The following is a 22,215-nucleotide window of genomic DNA, read 5'->3' as shown; positions in this document are numbered from 1 at the left end:
CGTGAACTCCTCACGCTGGGTATCGACATTCATCTCCGCGAAATGCCGCTTGACACTCTCCCACGCCCCCTTCGCGGTAATCCCCATCGCCTTGTGGTCGTACCCCGCCGAACCACCCGACGCGAACGCATCACCCAGCCAGAAACCGTATTTCTTGGCGACGTCGTTGGCGATATCGGAGAATGTCGCGGTCCCCTTGTCCGCCGCGACCACCAGATAAGTGTCGTCACCGTCGCGACGCACCACCCGCTGCGGCGGAATCACCTCACCGCTGGCGTGATCGATCACCGCGTTCTTCACCGCCTGCGCCTTCACCAGACCCAGAATCTCGGTCCGGAAATCCTCCAGGCGATCCGACCACCGCAAACCACCACGCGCCACCGGGCCGAAACGTAGATGGACGCCCTCGACCCGCGGTGAATATACGAAGATCTCGAACTGCGGCCGCGGCCGCGGGAGCTCCGAAATCGCGTGCGGCTCGACCTTCAGCGACAGGTAGTCGCGCGGCAACCCGTCGGCGTCGACGACGTAGTAGTTGGTACGCAGCGTGGCGGTGACAACACCGAGGATGGCACGCAGAATGCGGTCGGCATCCAGGCTCACGACCTCGTTGATCCGTTCCCGCACCGCCGCACGCAGCTCGTCCGCACGGTCCGCGGAGGCCGAATCGGGATCGAACATGGCCTCGAACAGTCCGACGAACAGCTGCGCGATATCCGGCGAGGCGAGCAGAACGCGAGCGATATTGGCCTGACTGTACGGAAAGTCCGCCTGCTGCAAGTACTTCGAATAGGCGCGCAGAATCGACACCGACCGCCACTGCAGTCCGGCCCGCAACACCAACTCGTTGAGGGGATCGCTTTCCGCCCGGCCGTGCCAGAGGGCGTCGAACGCCTCGGTGAAGCGCTCGCGTAATCCACGTTCCTGCGCGTCGAGGAGATCGAGCCGGTCGGCGGTTTCCACCAGCTCGGCATCCATGTTGCGGTCCAACGACATGCGCAGCAGGTCGGGTCGGGCCTGCAAACCGAAATCGTAGATCCACGCCCTCCGGCCGTCGCCGAATTCGACCTCGTAGGGCCGTTCGTCGACCACCTCGACACCCAGGCTCTGCAGCAGTGGCAGCACCTGGCTCAACGAAATACCGCTGCCGACGTACAGGGTGAATCGCCACGACCCGGGCGCGGCGTCCGGCCTGCGATACAGATGCTGATCGATGGTCTCGCCGCCGAGGCGCTCCAACCGCACGATGTCGGCCAGCGCCCGGGAAGGCCCGAAATCCTCCTTGTACCCGTCGGGCAGTGCGGCCGCATACCGTTGCACGACAGCGGGATCCAGCACGGTGGACCGAGCCACCTCGTCGCGCAGATGATCGTCCCAGGTGCGGCTGGCCTCGGCGAGGAGATTCTGAATCCGCAACCGATTGGCTTCGGAGGTATCCACCCGAGTGCCCGGTTCGGGCAGATGCACCGTGAAATACACGCTGGCGAGCTCGTTTTCGGACACCCGCGCCGAGTAGTCGATCGATACGCCGCCCAACTCGCGAACCAGGATGTCCTGGATCTCGAGCCGAACCCGGGTGGTGTAGCGGTCGCGCGGCAAATACACCATGGCGGCCACGAAACGACCGTAGGAATCCTGGCGCAGGAACAGCCGCACCTGTCGACGCATGCCCACGCTGAGCACGGCGCTGGCGGTCCGCCGCATCGTGTCGATATCCGAGGAGAACAATTCGGTACGTGGGAAGGACTGGATCACCTCGAGCATCGCCTGGCCCGAGAACGATTCGAGATCGAATCCGCATTGTTCGATCACGGTGCGCACCCGGCGCGCGATCACCGGAATATCGAGCACGTTCTCGTGCAGGGCGGCGACGGTGAACACACCGATGAACAGATGTTCGCCGACGACCGTGCCCGAGGCGTCGGCCTCCGCGACGCCGATGAAATACGGATAGACCGAGCGGTGCACCGTCGCCGGGACCAGCCCCTGGGTGAGCATCAGCAGCGGACGCCGGCCGCCGTCGCCCGGAACCTGGAAGTCGGTCCCGACGTTGGGGCGCAGAACACCGAGGCAACTGTCCGGCACGACAACGGATTTCGCTTCCGCACCGGCCGCGGGGCGACGCTGGAAGCGGGCGTAGCCGAGGAGGGTGAAATGCCCGTCTGCCAGCCAGCGGAGCAGATGCGCGCAGTCCACCAGGTCCGTGACCGGGTACGGCGAGGATCCCGCATCCGCGGTCCGGATCAGCTCGCGGGCGAGGCGATCCTGCACCGCCCGCATCGCTTCGGTATCGCCGATGACCTGGCGTACGTCGGTGAGCACATCGGGCACCTCGGCCTCGATGCGCTCGAGGACGTCGCGGCTCGTGGACGGATGCAGCTGCACGTGAATCCAGGATTCGCGCAAGCCGGTGACACCGTTGCCGTCGACCTCGTGCGGGGCCGCGGAATGCAGCCGCCCCTCGTCGTCGCGCATCACCTCGAAGATCGGATGGATCACTTCGCTGACGGTGGCGCCGATCCGGGTCAGGGCCGAAGCCACCGATTCGACGAGCAGACGCATATCGTCGGTGACCAGTTGCACCGCCGCCCCGATGCCGCTGCCGTCGTCGGGGTGGTACACCCGCACGCGCGCCGCGCTCGGGGGACGTTGCAAGCCCAGTTCGAGATGCCTTCGGAAGACCAGCGCCGAACTTCCGGTGATCGCACAGTCCACATCGCCGGCATCCACGTGACGGAAGTACGCCGATTCGAGCGTTGCGAGTTCTCCCCGCAGCGGCTCCGGCAGACTCTCCGCCCACGCGTTACTGGACAATTCGGACGATACCGTCATTTTTTTTCGCCAACTCCCTCGGATTCGGTTCCGCAACAAAGTGACGCCGGGGTCGAGAGTAGCTGGGTAGCCGAGGCGCCGGGGTGTATTCCTTCTAAACCCTCGGCGACGCTCAGCTACCTCGAACGGGCCGGTTGGTACGCCCGTGTTCGCAGCCTACGCCGAGACCCGGGTAGACCGCGATGACGTTGCGCCCCTGAGAGATTGACGCACGTCCGGGTGGTCGGTCGACTGCGCGAGCCGAAAGGTCAGTCGCGAGTCAGCTTACGGTGAGTAACGCGGTGCGGACGGGCCGCCTCCGGGCCCAGACGCTCGACCTTGTTGGCCTCGTAGGCCTCGAAGTTGCCCTCGAACCAGAACCACTTGGCCGGATTCGAGTCGTCGCCCTCCCACGCGAGGATGTGGGTACACGTGCGGTCGAGGAACCACCGATCGTGGGAGATGACCACTGCGCAGCCGGGGAAGTTCTCCAGCGCGTTCTCCAGCGAGCCGAGAGTCTCCACATCCAGGTCATTGGTGGGCTCGTCGAGCAGGATCAGGTTGCCGCCCTGCTTGAGGGTCAGCGCCAGGTTCAGGCGGTTGCGCTCACCACCGGACAGCACACCGGCCGGCTTCTGCTGATCCGGGCCCTTGAAGCCGAAGGCGGAAACATAAGCGCGCGAAGGCATCTCCTGATTGCCGACCTCGATGTAGTCGAGCCCGTCGGAGACAACCTGCCAGACCGTCTTCTTCGGGTCGATGCCGGCGCGGTTCTGGTCGACATAGCTCAGCTTCACCGTGTCGCCGACCTTGACCTCGCCGCTGTCGGGCTGCTCGAGTCCGACGATCGTCTTGAACAGCGTCGACTTACCGACACCGTTCGGGCCGATCACACCGACGATGCCGTTGCGCGGCAGGGTGAAAGACAGATCCTTGATCAGCTGCCGGTCGCCGAAACCCTTGTCCAGGTGCTCGACCTCGACCACCACATTGCCCAGGCGCGGGCCGTGCGGAATCTGGATCTCCTCGAAGTCCAGCTTGCGCATCTTCTCCGCTTCGGCGGCCATCTCCTCGTAGCGGCCGAGGCGGGCCTTGTTCTTGGCCTGGCGAGCCTTGGCGCCCGAACGCACCCAGGCCAGCTCCTCCTTGAGCCGCTTCTGCAGCTTCTGGTCCTTCTTGCCCTGAACCTCGAGTCGCTCGGCCTTCTTCTCCAGGTAGGTGGAGTAGTTGCCCTCGTAGGGGTAGGCCCGGCCGCGGTCGAGCTCGAGGATCCAGCCGGCGACATTGTCCAGGAAGTACCGGTCGTGCGTGACCGCGAGGACCGCGCCCTGGTACTGGGCCAGATGCTGTTCGAGCCAGTTGACGCTCTCGGCGTCGAGGTGGTTTGTGGGCTCGTCGAGCAGCAGCAGATCCGGCTTGCTCAGCAACAGCTTGCACAGCGCCACCCGGCGGCGCTCACCGCCGGAGAGGTTGCCGACCGGCTCGTCCGGCGGCGGGCAGCGCAGTGCGTCCATGGCCTGCTCGAGCTGGGAGTCGATATCCCACGCGTCGGCGTGGTCCAGGTCCTCCTGCAGCTTGCCCATTTCATCCATGAGCTCGTCGGAGTAGTCGGTGGCCATGAGTTCGGCGATCTCGTTGAAGCGGTCCAGCTTCACCTTGATCTCGCCGAGGCCTTCCTCCACGTTGCCGCGGACGGTCTTCTCCTCGTTCAGCGGCGGCTCCTGCTGCAGGATGCCGACCGTGGCTCCGGGCGCCAGGAAGGCGTCACCGTTGTTGGGCTGGTCCAGTCCGGCCATGATCTTCAGCACGCTCGATTTACCGGCGCCGTTCGGACCGACGACGCCGATTTTGGCGCCCGGAAGGAAGTTCAAGGTCACATCGTCGAGGACGACCTTGTCGCCATGCGCCTTGCGAACTTTCTTCATCTGGTAAATGAACTCAGCCATGTAGGAAAGCCTATCGGTGTCGGAACCAGTGGGTCGAAACGGAGGACCGCGCGAGCGGAGCAGAGGTAACGGTAGTCATCCGGCGTCGGCGGCCGCCGCGGAGACCGGCTCGACCGTAGTCGATCCCTCGCCCGTGGCGGGGCCGGACTCGCCCGCCGGCGCCTGTGGCACCGCGTCGTCCCCTTCGGGGACAACGTGTAGGTCCGGTCCGGAGTTCCGGGCGCCGCCCCGCCGCAGCACCGGAGCGGCACAGCGGCCCAGGTCGGGCCCCAGCGCGGCGGCTCGCATCTCCAGATCGTGGCGTTGCACACCTTCCCTGGTCCGGTACTCGTTGGTGCGCAGCTGACCGTAGGCGATGATCGGATCCCCGCGACGGATGGACGCGTCGACCCCCTCCACCAGGCGGCGCCAGCAGGTCACCGTCAGAAACAGGGTGCCGCTGTCCACCCAGCCTCCGGTATCGCGATCGAAGCGGCGGGCATTGCTGGCCATCCGAAAGCTGATCACTTGTTCCCCACCCGGCAGGCTCCGCCGTACGGGATGTGTGACGACGGTGCCGATGACGGCGGTATTCGCCTCGTACATGGTTGTCCCCCTTCGCGATTCGACTGTGCCCCCGTCCGCGGCGCCCTCGGCCGACGTGACCTACTCAGCGTCGCCGATGCCGCGACGCCTCACCAGCCCCGGATGCGAATATGTGGACAACTCCCGTGGGTGTGAACAGGCCCTGTTCCGGAGTTCACGCGGTCAGAGGTTGCTCACGTCCGTATTGGCGCCGCACAGCACGATCACCGGCCGCTCGCCGGGTTCCGGGACGTAGGCCCCACTCTGTACCGCGGCCAGGGCGACCGCGCCCGCCGGCTCCACGACCAGGCGGAATTCCCGCCACAGATATTCGCGTGCCATCGCGATCGCGTCGTCGCCCACCAGGACCGAGCCGACGCCGTAGCGAATCGCGGTATCGAGCGCGATATCGCCGATCCTGGTGGCGCCCAGCGCATCCGCCGCGATGCTGTCGACCGGCACATCGACCGGGCGCCCCGCCGACAGCGCCGCGTACAGCGTCGGCGCGCCCTTGGGTTCGACGCCGATCACTCGTGACCGCGGGCCGAGCGCGATCGCGATACCGGCCATCAGGCCCCCGCCGCCGACCGCCATCAGCACCGGCGGCCGTCCGCGCACTTGACGCTCGATCTCGAGCCCCACCACACCGGCCCCGGCAACCACCGCCGGCAGATCGTAGGCGTGCAGTTGCAGCGCGTTCCGCTCCGCGGTCACCGCGTCGGCGTGGCGTTTGGATTCGGCATAGGTCGTTCCGTGCCACAGCACTTCCGCGCCGTACCCCCACATCGCCGCGACCTTGGTGTGGGGTGCGGTTTCCGGGACGACGACGGTACAGGGGCGGCCGCGCAGCGCGCAGGCCAGCGCCGCGGCGATCCCCGCGTTGCCACCGGAGGCGATCACCACCGGCCGGCCGTCGTCCTCCGACTGCAGCAGCGCGTTGAGACTGCCCCGCACTTTGAACGTGCCGCCGTACTGCAGATGTTCGAGCTTCAGAGTGACCTTGACCGGCCCCTCGGGACCGGCCACCTCGGTGTGGAATACGGGCGTGACCCGCACGTCGTTACCCAGCCGCTCGCGGGCGGCCCGGATATCGGCGCGAAAAAGGCGCGGAATCTGCGCGGGCGCCTCGGTCACGGTTTCACCTCGCGGTCACGTTTGGCCAGTTCGGCGAACATGGCGTTGTGCGCGGCGAGGGCGGCGTCGTGGTCGCGCTCGGCGGCCCGGTCGAAGCGCTTGGCCGTGCGGTTGTCGCTGCGCGACCACTGCACCAGCAACGCCAGCATCACCAGGACCAGCGGGATCTCACCGCTGGCCCAGGCCAGCCCGCCACCGGTGCGCTGATCGCCGAGCAGATCGGTGTTCCAGCTCAATCCGAGCCCGCGATAGAACCACTCGCCCATCACCGTGGTCATGCTCATCAGCGCGACGCCGAAGAAGGCGTGGAACGGAAGCGATCCGAACACCATGCCGACCTTCGTGAGCGGCTGGACCTGGCGCGGTTTGGGGTCGATACCGAGAACGACCCAGTAGAACAGGTAGCCCGACACCAGGAAGTGCAGATTCATCGCCAGATGGGCGCCGTGCTCGCCGACCACCGCATCGAAGATGCCGCCCAGATACAGCGCGTAGAAGCCGAGGATGAACAACGCCGCCGCGACAGCCGGCTGGGTCAGGAAACGCGAGACCGGGTTGTGTACCGCGGCCAGCACCCATTCCCGCGGCCCCGGCGGTGCGTCGCGACCGGCGGCGGGCAGGGCGCGCAGGGCCAGCAGCACCGGGCCACCCAGTGCGAACAGCACCGGAGCGAGCATCGACAGCAGCATGTGCTGGGCCATGTGCACGCTGAACATGGCGGGGGCGTATCGGCCCACCCCGGAACTCGTCGCGATCAGCAGCACCGCACAACCGCACAGCCACGCCACGGTCCGCCCCACCGGCCAGGCGTCGCCGCGCGCGCGCAGGCGCCGCACGCCCACCAGATACAGCACCGCCAGCACGATGGCGAGCGTGCCGAACATGATGTCGAAGCGCCAGTCGAACAGGATGCGGCCGACGGTCGGCGGCCCGGCGAGGTTGTAGCCGAGTTCGACCTCCGCGGGCGAGGGCACCCGTTTGAGATCCGGCGGCGGGGTGCGGCCGAGCCCGACGGCCAGGCCGATCGTGGCCGCGAAGATCAAGATCTCGACTCCGGCGTAACTGATCAGGGCCGAGCGGTCGCGGGGATTGTCGGCCAACGCCGGAAGGGCGCGGCGGCGCTGGAGGAATCCGGCGACACCGAGCAGGCAGAGTGCGACCGTCTTCGCGATCACCAACCGGCCGTAGGTGGTGGTGAACAGTTCGTCCCACGGCACGCGCACCCAGGCGTTGAGCACACCCGACACCGCGACGACCGCGAACGCGCACGTCGCCACCAGGGAGAATCGCCGTGCGGCGAGACCGGTGTACTTTCCGCCGCGCATGGCGTAGGCGAGGACCGCGAACAGTCCGCCGACCCACACGGCCATGCCGACCAGATGCAGGATCAGGCTGTTCGTCGCGACATCGTGGGCGCCACCCGACGACGAATGTCCGGTCAGCGCAACCGGAATCAGGCACAGCAGCGACCACGCGAACAACACGGGCGTCCAGCCCCAGCGCAAGGCCAGCCGGCAGCCGATGGCGAGCAGAATCGCCATGATCGCGGTGGCGCGCCAGGATCCCGCGACATCGACCTTGCCGATCGCATGCCAGATCTGATCCGGCCGCAACATCGAGCGCACGGGCTGGCCGGTGGTGTCCGACAGCGTCAACGGCACCAGCAGAGCCGAGGTCACCGCCCAGGCCAGCGCCGCGATCCCGGCGCGACGCAAGGCCCGGTAGCCGCCGACATCGAGCAGGCCGTCGCGCTGCGGTGGGCACAGGAAGGCCGCGAACAGCAGCGACCCGACCGCGATCGCGGCCGAGAAATCGGCCACCGCCCGCACTGCGGGCAGGCCGTAGGTGGTCAGCGGGCCGGGGTCGGGAATGCCGAGCAGCGTCAGCGCCTGCGCCGCGGACAGACTCACCACGATCGGCGCGACCAGCGCGGTCAGACCTACCGCCACCACCGCCAGCACCGGGAACGCCGTCGCCTCCGGCCGCACGGCCTGGGGGTCGGTTTCGACGGGCGGGTCCTGCGGTGACGACATACTATTCAGCGTAGTTGGCGGCCCACCTCACAGCCTTCCCGGCCCGAATCCGCCCCGCTCGCTGTGACGAGGGCGACAGTCGTCCACGGCGTTGTCGATGACCAGCACCGATCTGGACGCTCGCTATAATCAACTCGCTGGACACGCTGCCCCAAACCGGGCATGGTGTTTGGTACTGCCATGCCTCCGTAGCTCAGTTGGATAGAGCAAGGGCCTTCTAATCCCTAGGTCGCAGGTTCGATTCCTGCCGGGGGCGCTTTGCCAGTCTGACCTGCATATATTCCGGGTTGGACTGTGGTTACCCACTCGCTTCAACGGCTAAACACCTAGGAATTTTTGCGGAAGGTCGGTCGCCGGGCGGGCCTCGCCCGTCGCCGGGCAGTCAGCACCGCATCCCACGCCCCCGAGTCTCCAGCCTCCCGTCGGCCTGTGCGTCCCGCCGGGAAATCCTGCGTTAGCCAGCCAGTCGATCATTCGTGATTTCAGGCAGGTATCGGCCGCTCTGTTCCGGTTTCCCACCGGATGCCAGCTGATAGCCTTCCCTCTAGTTGTCGCCGGGCGTTCCACTCGTGGAAGGGGGTGGCGTGCACGATCCCGATCCACCGTTCCGGCCGATCCACCGGAGCGACGGGTATCTCCCGCTGGAGGACTACGGTCTGATCGGAGACGGTACGACGGCCGCGCTGGTCGGGATGGACGGTTCGATCCCGTGGCTGTGCCTGCCGCGCTTCGACGCCCAACCGCTGTTCTGCGCGCTGCTCGACCATGCCCGCGGCGGCCATTTCACCGTCGCGCCGGCCGATCCTTTGGAAGGTCGCCAGCGCTATCAGCCGGACACCGGCGTGCTGGAAACCGAATTGCGCAGCGCCACCGGCGTTCTCCGAGTGACCGACGCCATGGTGGTACGCCCCGGCTCGGATCTCGGCGACGACGCGCCCGCCGATCGCTCGGAACTGGTCCGCTCCGCGATCGTCGTCAGCGGGCACGTCCGGGTAGCGGTGGAGATCGCGCCGCAGGGAGGTGCGCAGTTGCGGCCGGTGCTCAGCGGGCTGGAGATCCGGGTCGCCTCGCAACCGAACCTGCGGCTGCATCTGCGCGCCGACCGGCCGCTGGACGGCGTGCACACCACCTTCGACCTGGTCCAGGGCGAGCGGCTGGAGCTCGTGCTGTCGTGGGGGCGCTTCCACCGCCACCATCGCTTCGACGCCGCGGCGATGCTGCGCCACACCGCCGACGCGTGGCGATCGTGGATGCGGACGTGTGTCTACGACGGTCCCGAGCAGGCACTGGTCCGACGCTCCGCGATCACGCTCAAACTCTGCGACCACTGGGTGAGCGGATCCGTCGTGGCGGCACCCACCTCGTCGCTGCCGGCGCCCATCGGCGGCGTCCGCAACTGGGACTATCGCTACGTCTGGATCCGCGACGCGTCGTATGCCGTCTATGCCTTGCGCCGCATCGGTTTCCGCAACGAGGCCGACGCCTTCCTGGGCTGGGTGCTCGACGCGTTCGAGCGCAGCGGCGAGCCACGCATCATGTACGACATCGACGGCGATCCGGTTCCGGACGAGATGGTGGACACCGGCCTGGAGGGTTACCGCGGAAGCGGGCCGGTGCGCTGGGGCAACGGAGCCACCGACCAGCGCCAGCACGACGTCTACGGCGAGATCCTCGACTGCGCCGACCAATGGCTGCGTACCGGCGGTGAGTTGCAGCCGCTGCTGTGGTCGAACCTGTCCGATCTGGCGGAGGCCGCGGGCCGATCCTGGCAGGAGCCGGACCAGGGCATCTGGGAAGTGCGCAGCCCGGGCCGGGTTTTCACCTATTCCGCGGCGCTGTGCCAGGTGGCACTGCACCGCGCCGCGTCGATCGGGGAACGATTCGACCTGCCCGGTCCCGTCGCGATGTGGCGCAGCACCGCGAACGAGATCCGCGAGGCGATCCTCAAGAACTCGTGGGACGAGCGGGCCCACACCCTCAGCGCCCATCTGGACGGTGGCGGCGAGTTGGATGCGAGTTTGCTGGCGCTGCCGCTGCGCCGCGTCGTGCCCGCCGATCATCCACGCATGATGGCGACGACCGCGGCGGTGGCCGATCGGCTGGGCGCCGGCGACGGACTGCTGTACCGCTACCTGCACGACGAATCACCGGACGGCCTGCCCGGCAACGAGGGCGCGTTCGTCCTGTGCAGTTTCTGGATGGTCGACAACCTCACCGCGCAGGGACGGCTCGAGGACGCCGAGCGGCTCTACACCTCCCTGTGCGCCCGCGCGAGCACCGTCGGCCTGCTCGCGGAGCAGATCGACCCGACGACCGGCACGTTCATGGGTAATTTTCCGCAGGCGTTCAGTCATATCGGCATCATTTCCAGCGGGGTGAAACTCGCGCGAGCGAAGGCAGGTGCGACATGATCACGCGTCTGGTCGTCTTCGGCGGCACCGGTGATCTCGCTGGGCGCTACCTCTTGCCGGCCGTGGCCGCCCTGTTCCAGGCCGGGCATCTGGACAGCGGTTTCGAGGTGGTGTGCGCCGATCGGAAGGGCCGCAGCGACGAAGAGTTCCACGAGTGGGTGGTGGCCCAGCTCGAGGACCATGCCGCGGAGGCTGCGCCCGATGCCCGGAAGGCGGTCGCGGCCGCGACGCGGTACCGCAGGGCCGACATCCAGAACGCCGACGAGGTGGCGGCGGCGATCGCCGGCGACGGTCCGGTGGCGGTCTACCTCGCCCTGCCCCCGGCGGTGTTTCCCGCCGCGATCACGACGCTGCACGAGGTGGGACTGCCCGCGGGCAGCGGGATCGTCCTCGAGAAACCGTTCGGCGAAGACCTCGACAGTGCCGAGAAACTGAATCGGCTACTGGCCGATCTGGTGCCCGAGCGAGCCGTCTTCCGCGTGGACCACTTCCTCGCCATGACCACGGTGCAGAATCTGCTCGGCAGCAGGCTGGCCAATCGCGTCCTCGAATCCATTTGGAACAGCGCGCATATCGCCAAGGTGGAGATCGTCTGGGACGAAACCCTCACCCTCGAGGGCAGGGCCGGATACTACGACCACGTCGGCGCCCTCAAGGACATGGTGCAGAACCATCTGCTGCAACTGCTGTGCCTCATCGCCATGGAACCCCCGATCACGCTGTCCGAACGCGACCTGCGCGACCGCAAGGTCGATGTGCTGCGCTCGGTGCGTCCGCTGACCGATGCCGATGTCGCCGCCTGCACGCGTCGCGGGCGGTATCTCGCGGGACGGATCGGCGATCGCGACGTTCCGTCCTACGTGGACGAGGAGGGCGTCGACCCGCGTCGCCGGACCGAGACCTTCGCCGAGGTCGAACTGACGCTGGACAGCTGGCGGTGGTCGGGAACGACCTTCGTGCTCCGCAGCGGCAAGGCGCTCGGGACCGATCGCAACGAGGTCGCCGTCCACTTCCGCCCGGTTCCACATATGCCCTTCGGCCATCAGGGAACGCCGGAGCCCAATGTGCTGCGGTTCGGGCTCGACCCCGAAAGCCTGTCGCTCGGTCTGACGGCCGTCGGCGCCACCGCCGGGACCCTGGTACCGCTCACTCTGACCGCTCAGGTGCAACCGCCGGAGTTGCCGGCCTACGGCAGGCTCCTGCTCGACGTACTGAACGGTGACCCGGCCCTCTCGATCCGCGCGGACGAGGCCGAACAGGCCTGGCGCGTGGTGACTCCGATCCTGTCGGCGTGGTCGCGCGATGTGGTGCCGCTCGACGAGTATCCGGCCGGGTCACAGGGACCGGCCGGCGCCGATCACAGCGAATGATCACCGGTGCCCGCGCAGACGCCCCGCCGGACGGTCCCGCCCTGCGTCGTCGTGACGGGAGTGTCGGGAACCGGCAAAACCACGACGGCCCGGCTGCTCGCCGCACGGCTCGACCTGCCGTTCGCCGACGCGGACGACTTCCACCCGCCGGCCAATATCGCCAAGATGACCGCCGGCATCGCGCTGAGTGACGCCGATCGCGAACCCTGGCTGATGTCGGTGAGCCACTGGCTGCGCGACCGTCATCTCCGCGGAGACGGCGGCGTGGTCGCCTGTTCGGCGCTCAAACGCCGCTACCGCGACATCCTGCGCTCCGCCGCGCCGGAGACCGTCTTCCTGCTCCTGATCGCCGACCGGGAAACCCTCAGCGAACGCATCTCCCACCGCCACGGCCACTACATGCCGGTGTCGCTGCTCGAATCCCAGCTCGCGACACTCGAACCGCTCGAACCCGCCGAGCGGGGCCTCATCCTGCACGCCGACCGGCCGCCGGACGCCGTCGCCGACCAGGCCGTCGCCTTTCTGACCGGATGATCTCTTCCCACGCGGTGAGCGACGCTCGAAGCTGTCCCCGGAACGCCTGCGGCCCACCACATCACTGACGTGGTGGGCCGGGTTGTGTCGTGATGGGTGGTCAGCCCGCGCTACCGCTCGCCCCCAGCGCAGCCAACATGTCCACGAGCACAGTCAGAAAGTCCATTCGGGTCTTACCTTTCGATTCAGCGGAGGGTGCCAGCATGCATGCCGAACGTTGCCGCAAGGTTATGCGCCGGTGAAGTCGAGTCGCCCGGACGAGAATGGAATATCCGATAGAAGAGATTGATATTCTTACTACATGACTGACGATCTCGGTGCGGCGGGGCTGCGATTCGAGCGCGACGGCGTGATCGGATGGTGCGTGATCGACCGGCCCACAGCACGCAACGCGCTGACGCCGGCGATGTATTTCGGCATCAAACGCGCGGTGCACCTGGTCAATTCGGATCCGGATCTGGCGGCGTTGATCATCACCGGAACCGATGACGTGTTCGCGCCGGGCGGCGACCTGGGCGGGCGCGCCGAGCCCGGGGATGCGTTGCCGCCGGGGCTGTCGGGTCAGGATGTGCTGCCCTTCCTCGCCATTCGTGACAGCCGCGCCCCGGTGGTGTCGGCGGTGAACGGGATCTGTCAGGCGGGCGGTCTGCTCATCGCGATGATGTCCGATATCGCGGTCGCCAGCGAGCGGGCTGTGTTCCGGGTGCCGGAGCTACTGCGCGGCATTCCCGATGCCACCTACGCCGCGGTGCTGCCCGCCCATGTCGGCGTGGCGGTGGCTCGGGATCTGCTGTTGTCGGCGCGGCGATTCGACGCGGACGAAGCGCGGCGACTCGGCGTCATCAGCCGGGTGGTGGCGCACGAGCGGCTGTGCGAGGAGGCCGTCGCGGCCGTCTCCGAAATCCTGCAGACCGCACCGCAGGCCCGCGCCCAGGTGAAACGCATGCTGAACGAGCGCTACGGCAGCATCGACTATCAGACCATGTTCCTCGCCCTGGAAACCTCGCCGGAACCGCGGGAGGGAATGCGCGCCTTCATGGAAAAGCGTGCGCCGCAATGGATTCCCGAGGGCCTGCCCACGTCCGGCGAGCGCAGGCCTCAGGGCAGCATGCCGTAGGCGCGGGTGGGACGCAGACACGCGATCACCCGGCGGTCGGCGACCATCGCGCGGCGATAGTCCGCCCAGTCCGGATGCTCGCCGCTGAGCGCCCGATAGTAGGCGATCAGCTCCTCGACGGTAGCGTCGTCGGCGGTCGCGGCCACCGGGGTCAGTTCGACATCGGCCTCCAGGACGGCGTAGGCCCAGAAGTCGTCACGGGTGACATGCAGGGCCGCCCACGGCTCCCGGCGCAGATTGGCGTATTTGGCCCGGTCCGCCGTGATGGAGATCCGGATGGTGCCGTCGGGGGCGACCCAGTGGGTGACGTTCGACAGCTGCGGACGCCCGTTGCGGCGCAGGGTGGTCAGGACGGACCGCGAGGTCGTACGGGCGAAGTCGAGCGCGGTGTCGAGTTCCATACGCGCTGCAACCCCGGCCGCGCGGACACTGTTCCCGCACAGCCGCAACTCATTCCGACGGCGCGGCGGCCCACGGCGTCGAGTCGGGCAGATGTACCAGCACCAGGCCGATGCCGGCGATCAGGAAGTTCTGCAACGCCGCCGAGGAGGCGTTGACCTCCTTGTTCGCCCACATCCGGAACCACTCCCCGCCGACGGTCAGGAACGCCCCCGCGAACAGCAGCACCGCCATCGTCCAGCCGATACTGGACAACGTCGCCGCGGTGCCGGGTCGCACCGGCACCCGGCGTGGCCGCCCGCTCAGCTCCCGCACCCAGCAGGCCGCGGCGACGAGCAGCACGAGGGCGATCGAGAACTCCCAGATCACCACGAGGATGTAGACGACGAGCGCGACGTCGCCGTTGGTGAGGGCACGCCAGTCGGTGCCCGGATTGTGGATCGTGGCCCGCATCGACAGCACGGCGGCCACCCCGCGGCGATTGGTGACGGTGTCGGTGCAGTTGGTGATCGCGACGAACAAGTAGTAGAAGCCGGTGATCGTCGCCAGTACCGCCACCGCCGTCCGTCGGCTACCGAGCACGTCGAGAATTCCCGCACCGCCGATTCGCATGACGCTTACCTAAACGGTTCGGCGAAACCACGTCAATCGCAGCGACTTCCCATCAACGACCAAGCGCGAAGGGACTTTTCGCCGCCTAGAGCCACAGCGGTTCTAGGTTCGGTCGGGTTCGCGGGCGACGAAGGTGATCGGCAGGGTCAGCGGCGAACGGGTGAGACCGGCGTGATACCGAATCTCCGCCCCGTCCCGGACGGCGATGTGATCCATGCGCCGCACGATCTCCTCGAGCGCCACGCGCAGGTTCAAGCGGGCCAGATTGGAGCCCGCACAGCGATGCGGGCCGGCGCCGAAGGCGAAGTGGCGGTTGCGAGTCCGGGTCGGGTCGAATCGGTCCGGATCCGGGAATTCGCCGGCGTCACGATTGGCCGAGGCCCAGTGGATGAGCATCTTGTCACCGGATTCGATGACGTGGCCGGACAATTCGGTGTCGCGCACCGCGGTGCGGCCCACCGAGACGAACGGCGAATCCAGCCGCAGCAGTTCCTCGACGGCCTTCGGCATGAGCTCGGGGCGTTCGCGCAGCAACTGCGGGATCTCCGGCTCGCGGCAGAACCGCTCCACCATCAGTCCGAGTGCACCGGCGGTGGTTTCGAGCCCACCGAGGATGAGAAGTTGTACCGCTCCGATGGTTTCGTCCTCGGTCAGCGGCACACTGTCGATCTCGGCGGCCAGCACCGCATCGACCACATCTCCGCGCGGCGGTTGCTCGCGCCGGGCGGCGAGGAAGCCTTTGACCCAGGCGTACAAGCCCTTCCAGCATTCGCGCGATTCGGGATGATTCGGAATCGACGACCGCGACGCCAGTCGCGACACCGTATCGAGTTCGTCGGCGGGCGCGCCGATGGCGAGTTCGAAGAACGCCAGACTGGGCAGCGGCCGTGCGAAGGCGTCCATGAATTCGCACTCGCCGTCGGCGAGGAAACCGTCGAGCAGGCGGGTGACCAGATCGCGCGTCGGCTGTTCCCAGTCGGCGACGGCCGCGGGGGTGAAGTACGGGGTGATCAGGCTCTTGTACGCGCGCTGTTCGGGCGGATCGACTTCGACGGGCAGATTGCGCACCACCCCTTTGGTGCCCGTGACCGACAGACCGTGCGCGGAGCTGAACACCGACCAGTTCTGCGCCACGCTCAGCACCTCCTCGTATCCGGAGGCCACCCAGAATCCGCCGTAGCGGTCGCTGTGCGCCACCGGGCACAGCTCACGCATGCGGGCCATCGTCTCCGGCAGTGTGGCGGCGAGTTCGGGTGCGAGGTGGTCGAACTGGCGCAGACACCAATCATCGGGCAGGCGTATGCCGTTCGGCGTTGTCTTCTCCATGGTTTCCCCTGGCGGCTCGGGCACCGAGTGGGCGCCAACTCACAGTAACAGGGTAAGTGATCACTTTCTAGCGGATGATCCGAAGCGGTGACCTACCATGTGTTAGTAAGTTCTCACTCACAACCTGTCCGGCCGCGGCCGCTCGATGTGCCGTGGTCAGGAAGGATTTCCATGTCGACAAGCACCGGAGCAGTCGCTTCGCTCCCCGCATTCCTCGACGGTCGCACCAAACGCCTGCTGATCGGCGGCCGATGGGAGGCCGCGGCCTCGGGGCGCACCTTCGTCAGCATCGATCCCTCCACCGGCGCGGTGATCGCGGAATTGGCCGCCGCCGATGCCGTCGATGCCGACCGCGCGGTCACCGCGGCCCGCTCGGCGCTGGTGGGTCCCTGGCAGCACTTCTCCCCGCGCGATCGCCAGGCCCTGCTCTGGGCGTTCGCGGACAAGGTGCAGGAGCACTTCGACGAACTGCGCCTGCTCGAATCGCTCGATATGGGTTCGCCGCTGGGCCGGCGCCGGCCGGGGTCGCGCGCCTGGGAAGCCGAGGTGTTGCGGTACTACGCGGGCTGGGCGACCAAGATTCACGGTGAGACACTGCCGAATTCGATTCCGGGCTCGGTGTTCAGCTATACGGTCAAGGAGCCGGTCGGGGTCGTCGCCGCGATCGTGCCGTGGAATCGCCCGGTCGCCAACGCGGTGTGGAAGATCGCCCCGGTTCTGGCCACCGGATGCACCCTCGTCCTCAAACCCGCCGAGGAGGCGAGCCTGGCCGCACTGCGGCTCGGAGAGCTGTTGAGCGAGACCGGAATTCCCGACGGCGTGGTGAATATCGTGACCGGCGACGGTGAATCCGCCGGCGCCGCGCTGACCGTGCACCCGGGCGTGGACAAGATCGCGTTCACCGGATCGACCGCGGTGGGTCGCGAGATCATCCGCTCCTCCGCCGACACCCTCAAACGCGTGTCGGTGGAACTGGGCGGAAAATCTCCCGACGTGGTCTTCGCCGATGCCGATCTGACGAAGGCGGTTCCCGGCGCCGGAATGGGCGTGTTCTCGAATTCTGGCCAGACCTGTTGTGCCGGGACCCGCATCTTCGTCGAGCGGCCGATCTACGACGAATTCGTCGACCGCCTGTCGGATTTCGCGCGGTCGCTCACCGTCGGCAACAGCCTGGACCCGCGCACCCGGATCGGCCCGCTGGTCTCCCGGCAGCAACTCGACCGCGTATGCGATTACCTGGCGATCGGCCCGGACGAGGGCGCGCGCACCACGGCCGGTGGGGCGCGCATCGATACCGGCGATCTCGCCGCCGGCTATTTCGTGGAGCCGACGGTATTCGCGGATGTGCGCGACGAGATGCGGATCGCGCGCGAGGAGATCTTCGGTCCGGTCGCCTGCGTGCTGCCGTTCGACACCCTCGACGAGGTGGCCGAGCGGGCCAACGATTCCGATTACGGCCTGGCGGGCGGAATCTGGACCCGCGACATCGGCACCGCACATCGGCTGGCGGCGCGATTGCGGACCGGCACCGTCTGGGTCAACACCATGCTGCTGTTCGATCCGGCGGTGCCGTTCGGCGGATACAAGATGAGCGGATACGGACGTGAGATGGGGCCGCATTCGCTGGAGGAATACCTCGAGGTCAAATCCGTGTGGATCGATACGGATTGACCGTTCACGCCGGTGCCGCGCACCGAATACCGAAGGGGTCGAGCGATATTCGCCGGCCCCTTCGGCACGCCGGAACGACTCGATCAGCTACGCAGCAGCCGCCCCGCAGCCGAGTCGGCCACATCCACTCCGTCGCGGCGCGTCTGGACGCCGTTGATCCACATATGCGCGACGCCGGTGCTGCGCACGACGAGCCGATCCGCTCCCCCGGGCTGATCGTGCACCCGCTCGATCGGGGTCGTTCCGACGGTCGCGGGATCGAAGGCCACCAGGTCGGCGAAATACCCCTCGCGAATCAGCCCGCGCTCGCGGATGCGGAAGGCGTGAGCGGGCTGACCGGTCAGGCGCCACACTGCGTCTTCCAGTCCGATGGCTTTGCGCTCGCGCACCCAATGTCCCAGCAGATGGGTGGAGTAGCAGGCATCGCAGAGCTGACTGGCGTGCGCGCCCGCATCGGACAGGCCCAGGATCGTGCGCTTGTCGGCGAGCAGATCACCGATCTCGTCGTCGCCGTCGTTGTCGAGAACCACGCGGAAGCGCGTCGACATCCCGTCGGCGAGCGCGACGTCGAGCATCAGGTCGAAGGCGGTGGTACCGCGCTCGGCGGCCAAGCGGTCCAAAGGGATTCCCACCGCGGCCGGATCGGCGACGGTCTCCTCCACGGCGACCTTGGGCCACCGATGCGCCCACGCGGCCAGCGTCGCCGGGCGGGCCCGCTCCCGCCATGCCACGTCCCGGTAGAGCGCGGCGCGTTCCTCCCGCGGCCGGGCGAGAACTTCCTTCCACTCGTCGATCTCCCCCAGCGGCGTGGGATCGGCGAGGCTGACCTGCATCACGATGGGCCGGCAGGCGATCTGCGGGTACACCTCACCGGGCAGCGCACCGCCGCGCTCCACCGTGCGCATGGCGGCGCCGGGTCTGTCGGCGCGCGCAACCAACGCGGTCCAGGTGACCGGAATGCCGTAGCGCACGGACAGATCCGAGAACTGATTGACGAACATGCCGGGCCCGATCGACACCTGCAGGATGCCCTTGCCCACCGCGCCCAGTTCCGCCGCCAGCGCGTCGACCTCGTCGACCTCGGCGAAGCGACTGGGCACCGGGCGGCCGAACGCACCCTGATGGGCCGGTTGGCGGGAGGTGGACAGTCCGACCGCACCGGCGGTCACCGCCTCACGGACCAGCGCGCGCATGGTGTCGAGTTCCGCGGGGGTCGCGGCGCGTTCCTCTCCGCCGAGGACGAACAGCCGCAGGGGCGTATGTCCCAGGAACGCACCGACATTGAGCCGCTTGCGGCGCAGCTCGAGGGCGTCGAGATACTGCGGGAAGGTCTCGAAGCACCAGTCGATGCCGGCATTCAGCGCCTCCATCGACATACCCTCGACGTTTTCCAGTGTGCGCACGATGATTTCGCGATGCGGCGGCCGGGTCGGCGCCACCCCGAAACCGCAATTGCCCATGATCACGGTGGTGACACCGTGCCAGCAGGAGGGCGTGAGATCGCCGTCCCAGAGGATCTGCGCGTCGTAGTGGGTGTGGATATCGATGAAACCCGGTGTGAGGGTGAGCCCGTCGAGATCGACGATGCGTGTGTCCGGTCCCGGCGTCAGCTCGCCGGGCGCGCCGACCGCGGTGATGCGGTCCCCGGTGATTCCCACCTCGGCGGCCCTGCCGGGGTCGCCACTTCCGTCCACCAGCCAGGCGCGGCGCAGCAACAGATCCATGGGTCCTCCCGGAGAGTGTGAATCGGCAAGGGGGTCGGGCATTCTCACGCCCGGCGGGCGGCGGCCAGCGCGTCCTCGAAACCGCGGTGCAGATGCTGGGGCGCGGGCTCGTTGCGGCCGAACACGATGGTGTCCAGCACGCCTGCCCGGATACCGGGCTCGGTCCGCGCCGCCACCCAGAAGTCTTCCCCGTCGACCACGGTCTCGCAGATCCAGGGGGCCATCTCCACGGCCTTGGCCCGTTCGGACTCGCTCAGACCGGGCCGCAGATATGTGCTGTGCACGACCTCGGAGGAGTCCGCGTCGACCGGCACGATCTGCCACAGCTCCACATGCCGGCTGTCGAAGGTGAGGCTGGTGTTCGGAAACAGCGCGTACTGCAGGCTGATATGGCCCATCACGTCGCCCCACTGCTCGTCGGGCACCTCGCGCAGTTCGTCGATCGAGCGCAGTGCGGAGCAATTGCGCAGATGCCGGCCGAACGGGTCGAAGGTCAGCACGCCACCGTAGGCGTATTTCGCCAGGGTCCGCCGGTGCAGAAAGCGGAAGTGATAGTTCTCGCGGAAGGTGTCGAGGGTGACCTTCCAGTTGGCCCCCACCCGGTGCACGTGCGGTTCGCCGTACAACTCCCAGTCCGCGAACTCGAGCACCGCCAGCTCGTCGGCCAGGCCGGGGCCGAGATATTCGTCGATGTCCACGGCAGGCCCCGGGCGCAGCGATCCGACGATCAGCCCGTACCCCTCGCTGACAGGCAGTTCGACAAGTCCCTTGCGCTCCAGGCACATTCCGGTGAAGGCGTCATCCACGGGCACGGCGACCAGGCGGCCGTCGAGATCGTAGGTCCACGAGTGGAACGGGCAGGCGAATCGGCTGCGGGCGCCGCCGCCGTCGACCACCCGCACGCCGCGATGGCGGCAGGCGTTGGCGAAGGCGCGGACGTGGCCTTCCTCGTTGCGGGTCAACAGGATCGGGACGCCGCACAGGTCGACGGTGCGGTAGGTGCCCGCGTGCGGAAGCGCGCCGGACAGGCACAGCACCAGAGGGTGGCCGCGAAACAGGACGTCGAATTCCTCGGTGTGCCGCTGGGTCGAATAGATATCGGTCGGCAACTCGAGGATTTCCGGCGCCAGATCGGTGGTGCCCTCGTCGATGTGGTCGAGCAATCGGCGCGCGAGGCTGTGTTCCAGCGCTTGCCTGTCCATAACACACTCCACCCGAAACTCCGGACCCGAAGGACGGTCACCTCGGAGCTTAGTAGGTGATTACTTACTCCGCAAGGAAATGTGAGAACCGGGTTCTACCTGGAGAGATCGCCGTGATCACGCCGATCGGCGGATGCCGTCGCGAGCGCATTAGGATAAAGTGTGTACCCACTAACAACGCCGATCGGCACCGGCGTCGGCCCGGAGACGAGGAGGACTCGTGGCCAGAACCACGACGACCGGAAGTTCCACGATCCCGCCCACCCCCGCCAATGGCGCACCGCCGGTACGGCGCCGGCTCACCGCCGAGGCGCGCAAGAGTTCGATCCTGGCCGCCGCACGCCGCGCCTTCAGCGAGACCGGCGATATGAACGGCACCACGGTCAAGATGATCGCCGAGCACAGCGGTATCAGCGAGGGAATCATCTACCGGCACTTCGAGAGTAAGGATCAACTGTTCTTCGAAGCGGTGGTGGAACCGCTCAAGTCGGCCGTCGACGATCTGGTCGCCGCGACCGCCGTCGTCGACCGCGATCAGCCGCTGACCCCGCAACGGCAGCTGGAGACCCTCAAAGGTCTTTACCGCCAACTGATTTCGACGCTCGACGAGGTGCTGCCGCTCCTGGGCTTGGTGCTGTTCGGCGATCCACAGGTGGCCCGGCGGTTCTACCGGGAGAATTTCGCCGTCGCCATGGACCGGCTCGCCGAGGCGTGGCGCGAGGTCGAGGATCGTTACGGATTCCCCTTCGAATCGCCCGACATCTCCGCCCGCGCGGTGATGGGCATGGCACTGATGCAGGCCCTGGAAACCCGGCACGGCACCGCCAAGAAGGCCGACCGCGACCGGGCCATCACATTGATCAGCGAGGGCACGGTCAAGGGATTCTTCCCGGTGATCGAGGGTGCCGAATCCGATGAGCCCACAGCATGATTTACCGCGCGGTACTGCGTCGCGCAACGGCTTGGAGATCGTGACGGAGTTGTCGCGCCGCTTCGCCGCCGGTGACGGCGCGGGCGCGCTGGCGCTGTTCCACCCCGACATCCGCATCGAACAACCGGCCTCACTGCCACACGGCGGCAGCTACCACGGACATGCCGGGGTGGCCGCCATGGGCGAATCGTTCGGACGGTACTGGGAGCGCAGTATCGACAATCCGCGCATCTTCGGCTCCGAGGAATCGGTGGTGCAGTTGACCACCCAGACCTGGACGGCCAAGGAATCGGGGCGGCACGCCACGGTCGACGTGGTGGAGCTGTTCTCCTTCGCCGACGGCATGGTCCGCGAGATCCGGGTGTTCCAGCAGGACACCCACGCCCTGCTGGAAACGCTCGACCCACGGTGAGAACCTCGGCAGCCGAAC

General features: G+C 67.5%; 17 protein-coding genes and 1 tRNA gene. 8 read left to right on the top strand and 10 right to left on the bottom strand.

Going from position 1 to position 22,215, the window contains the following annotated elements:
- The 5 genes from IG65_RS0127660 to IG65_RS0127640 form a co-directional block, all read right to left on the bottom strand.
- On the bottom strand, nt 1–2,832 hold a 2,832-nt coding region (locus IG65_RS0127660; protein WP_036525884.1), incomplete at its 3' end, for an NAD-glutamate dehydrogenase domain-containing protein.
- Nucleotides 2,833–3,080: 248 nt separating this feature from the next.
- The gene (gene ettA / locus IG65_RS0127655; RefSeq protein ID WP_030517883.1) at nt 3,081–4,757 is read right to left on the bottom strand and encodes an energy-dependent translational throttle protein EttA; all 1,677 of its coding nucleotides are present in this window, start codon (nt 4,755–4,757) and stop codon (nt 3,081–3,083) included.
- Nucleotides 4,758–4,832: 75 nt separating this feature from the next.
- On the bottom strand, nt 4,833–5,342 hold the full coding sequence (locus tag IG65_RS0127650) for a single-stranded DNA-binding protein (RefSeq protein ID WP_081879805.1): 510 nt from the start codon (nt 5,340–5,342) through the stop codon (nt 4,833–4,835).
- 162 nt (nt 5,343–5,504) lie between these two features.
- Nucleotides 5,505–6,455 carry a threonine/serine dehydratase gene (locus IG65_RS0127645; protein ID WP_030517881.1) on the bottom strand — a complete coding sequence of 317 codons (951 nt, stop codon included), beginning with the start codon at nt 6,453–6,455 and terminating at the stop codon, nt 5,505–5,507.
- Entirely contained in the window at nt 6,452–8,488 is a 2,037-nt protein-coding gene (locus tag IG65_RS0127640) for a cytochrome c oxidase assembly protein (RefSeq protein ID WP_030517880.1), read from the bottom strand. Before IG65_RS0127640 ends, IG65_RS0127645 begins: the two co-directional genes overlap by 4 nt.
- A gap of 182 nt (nt 8,489–8,670) precedes the next feature.
- Between IG65_RS0127640 and IG65_RS0127635 the strand changes: the two genes are divergently transcribed.
- The 5 genes from IG65_RS0127635 to IG65_RS0127615 all read left to right on the top strand — a co-directional run bounded on the left by IG65_RS0127635 (nt 8,671) and on the right by IG65_RS0127615 (nt 13,920).
- Nucleotides 8,671–8,744: transfer RNA gene (locus IG65_RS0127635), tRNA-Arg, on the top strand.
- A 328-nt stretch (nt 8,745–9,072) separates the two neighbouring features.
- Nucleotides 9,073–10,899 carry a glycoside hydrolase family 15 protein gene (locus tag IG65_RS0127630; protein WP_030517879.1) on the top strand — a complete coding sequence of 609 codons (1,827 nt, stop codon included), beginning with the start codon at nt 9,073–9,075 and terminating at the stop codon, nt 10,897–10,899.
- On the top strand, nt 10,896–12,269 hold the full coding sequence (locus IG65_RS0127625) for a glucose-6-phosphate dehydrogenase (protein ID WP_030517878.1): 1,374 nt from the start codon (nt 10,896–10,898) through the stop codon (nt 12,267–12,269). Before IG65_RS0127630 ends, IG65_RS0127625 begins: the two co-directional genes overlap by 4 nt.
- Nucleotides 12,270–12,275: 6 nt before the next feature.
- The gene (locus tag IG65_RS0127620) at nt 12,276–12,803 is read left to right on the top strand and encodes a gluconokinase (protein ID WP_030517877.1); all 528 of its coding nucleotides are present in this window, start codon (nt 12,276–12,278) and stop codon (nt 12,801–12,803) included.
- 301 nt (nt 12,804–13,104) lie between these two features.
- Entirely contained in the window at nt 13,105–13,920 is an 816-nt protein-coding gene (locus IG65_RS0127615) for an enoyl-CoA hydratase/isomerase family protein (protein ID WP_051756979.1), read from the top strand.
- Here IG65_RS0127615 and IG65_RS0127610 read toward each other — a convergent pair.
- The 3 genes from IG65_RS0127610 to IG65_RS0127600 all read right to left on the bottom strand — a co-directional run bounded on the left by IG65_RS0127610 (nt 13,902) and on the right by IG65_RS0127600 (nt 16,257).
- The gene (locus IG65_RS0127610) at nt 13,902–14,321 is read right to left on the bottom strand and encodes a PPOX class F420-dependent oxidoreductase (protein WP_030517875.1); all 420 of its coding nucleotides are present in this window, start codon (nt 14,319–14,321) and stop codon (nt 13,902–13,904) included. The genes IG65_RS0127615 and IG65_RS0127610 overlap by 19 nt on opposite strands.
- A 49-nt stretch (nt 14,322–14,370) precedes the next feature.
- Nucleotides 14,371–14,931 carry a DUF2165 domain-containing protein gene (locus IG65_RS0127605; RefSeq protein ID WP_030517874.1) on the bottom strand — a complete coding sequence of 187 codons (561 nt, stop codon included), beginning with the start codon at nt 14,929–14,931 and terminating at the stop codon, nt 14,371–14,373.
- 102 nt (nt 14,932–15,033) lie between these two features.
- A complete protein-coding gene (locus IG65_RS0127600; protein ID WP_030517873.1) occupies nt 15,034–16,257 on the bottom strand; it encodes a cytochrome P450 in 1,224 nt (407 codons plus the stop codon).
- 171 nt (nt 16,258–16,428) lie between these two features.
- Here IG65_RS0127600 and IG65_RS0127595 point away from each other — a divergent pair, with 171 nt between their 5' ends.
- On the top strand, nt 16,429–17,928 hold the full coding sequence (locus IG65_RS0127595) for an aldehyde dehydrogenase (protein ID WP_030517872.1): 1,500 nt from the start codon (nt 16,429–16,431) through the stop codon (nt 17,926–17,928).
- A gap of 83 nt (nt 17,929–18,011) precedes the next feature.
- Here IG65_RS0127595 and IG65_RS0127590 read toward each other — a convergent pair whose 3' ends face one another.
- Both IG65_RS0127590 and IG65_RS0127585 read right to left on the bottom strand, forming a co-directional pair.
- Entirely contained in the window at nt 18,012–19,652 is a 1,641-nt protein-coding gene (locus tag IG65_RS0127590) for an amidohydrolase family protein (protein ID WP_030517871.1), read from the bottom strand.
- Between the two features lie 44 nt (nt 19,653–19,696).
- A complete protein-coding gene (locus tag IG65_RS0127585) occupies nt 19,697–20,854 on the bottom strand; it encodes an aromatic ring-hydroxylating dioxygenase subunit alpha (RefSeq protein ID WP_030517870.1) in 1,158 nt (385 codons plus the stop codon).
- A gap of 220 nt (nt 20,855–21,074) precedes the next feature.
- On the opposite strand from IG65_RS0127585, the gene IG65_RS0127580 reads away from it, so the two are divergent.
- A complete protein-coding gene (locus IG65_RS0127580; protein WP_231509467.1) occupies nt 21,075–21,785 on the top strand; it encodes a TetR/AcrR family transcriptional regulator in 711 nt (236 codons plus the stop codon).
- Complete coding sequence (locus tag IG65_RS0127575; RefSeq protein WP_051756977.1) at nt 21,769–22,197, top strand: nuclear transport factor 2 family protein; 429 nt, start codon at nt 21,769–21,771, stop codon at nt 22,195–22,197. Before IG65_RS0127580 ends, IG65_RS0127575 begins: the two co-directional genes overlap by 17 nt.
- Nucleotides 22,198–22,215 lie beyond the last annotated feature (18 nt).

Source organism: Nocardia sp. NRRL WC-3656, from assembly GCF_000720265.1.
Lineage (GTDB): Bacteria > Actinomycetota > Actinomycetes > Mycobacteriales > Mycobacteriaceae > Nocardia > Nocardia nova.
This window is presented reverse-complemented; position numbering and strand designations above follow the sequence as displayed.

Coding starts and splice junctions, on each gene's coding strand:
- ettA (WP_030517883.1), bottom strand. CDS start 4,757: ATGGCTGAGTTCATTTACCAGATGAAGAAAGTTCGCAAGGCGCATGGC.
- IG65_RS0127650 (WP_081879805.1), bottom strand. CDS start 5,342: ATGTACGAGGCGAATACCGCCGTCATCGGCACCGTCGTCACACATCCC.
- IG65_RS0127640 (WP_030517880.1), bottom strand. CDS start 8,488: ATGTCGTCACCGCAGGACCCGCCCGTCGAAACCGACCCCCAGGCCGTG.
- IG65_RS0127625 (WP_030517878.1), top strand. CDS start 10,896: ATGATCACGCGTCTGGTCGTCTTCGGCGGCACCGGTGATCTCGCTGGG.
- IG65_RS0127615 (WP_051756979.1), top strand. CDS start 13,105: ATGACTGACGATCTCGGTGCGGCGGGGCTGCGATTCGAGCGCGACGGC.
- IG65_RS0127610 (WP_030517875.1), bottom strand. CDS start 14,321: ATGGAACTCGACACCGCGCTCGACTTCGCCCGTACGACCTCGCGGTCC.
- IG65_RS0127605 (WP_030517874.1), bottom strand. CDS start 14,931: ATGCGAATCGGCGGTGCGGGAATTCTCGACGTGCTCGGTAGCCGACGG.
- IG65_RS0127600 (WP_030517873.1), bottom strand. CDS start 16,257: ATGGAGAAGACAACGCCGAACGGCATACGCCTGCCCGATGATTGGTGT.
- IG65_RS0127595 (WP_030517872.1), top strand. CDS start 16,429: ATGTCGACAAGCACCGGAGCAGTCGCTTCGCTCCCCGCATTCCTCGAC.
- IG65_RS0127590 (WP_030517871.1), bottom strand. CDS start 19,652: ATGGATCTGTTGCTGCGCCGCGCCTGGCTGGTGGACGGAAGTGGCGAC.
- IG65_RS0127585 (WP_030517870.1), bottom strand. CDS start 20,854: ATGGACAGGCAAGCGCTGGAACACAGCCTCGCGCGCCGATTGCTCGAC.
- IG65_RS0127575 (WP_051756977.1), top strand. CDS start 21,769: ATGAGCCCACAGCATGATTTACCGCGCGGTACTGCGTCGCGCAACGGC.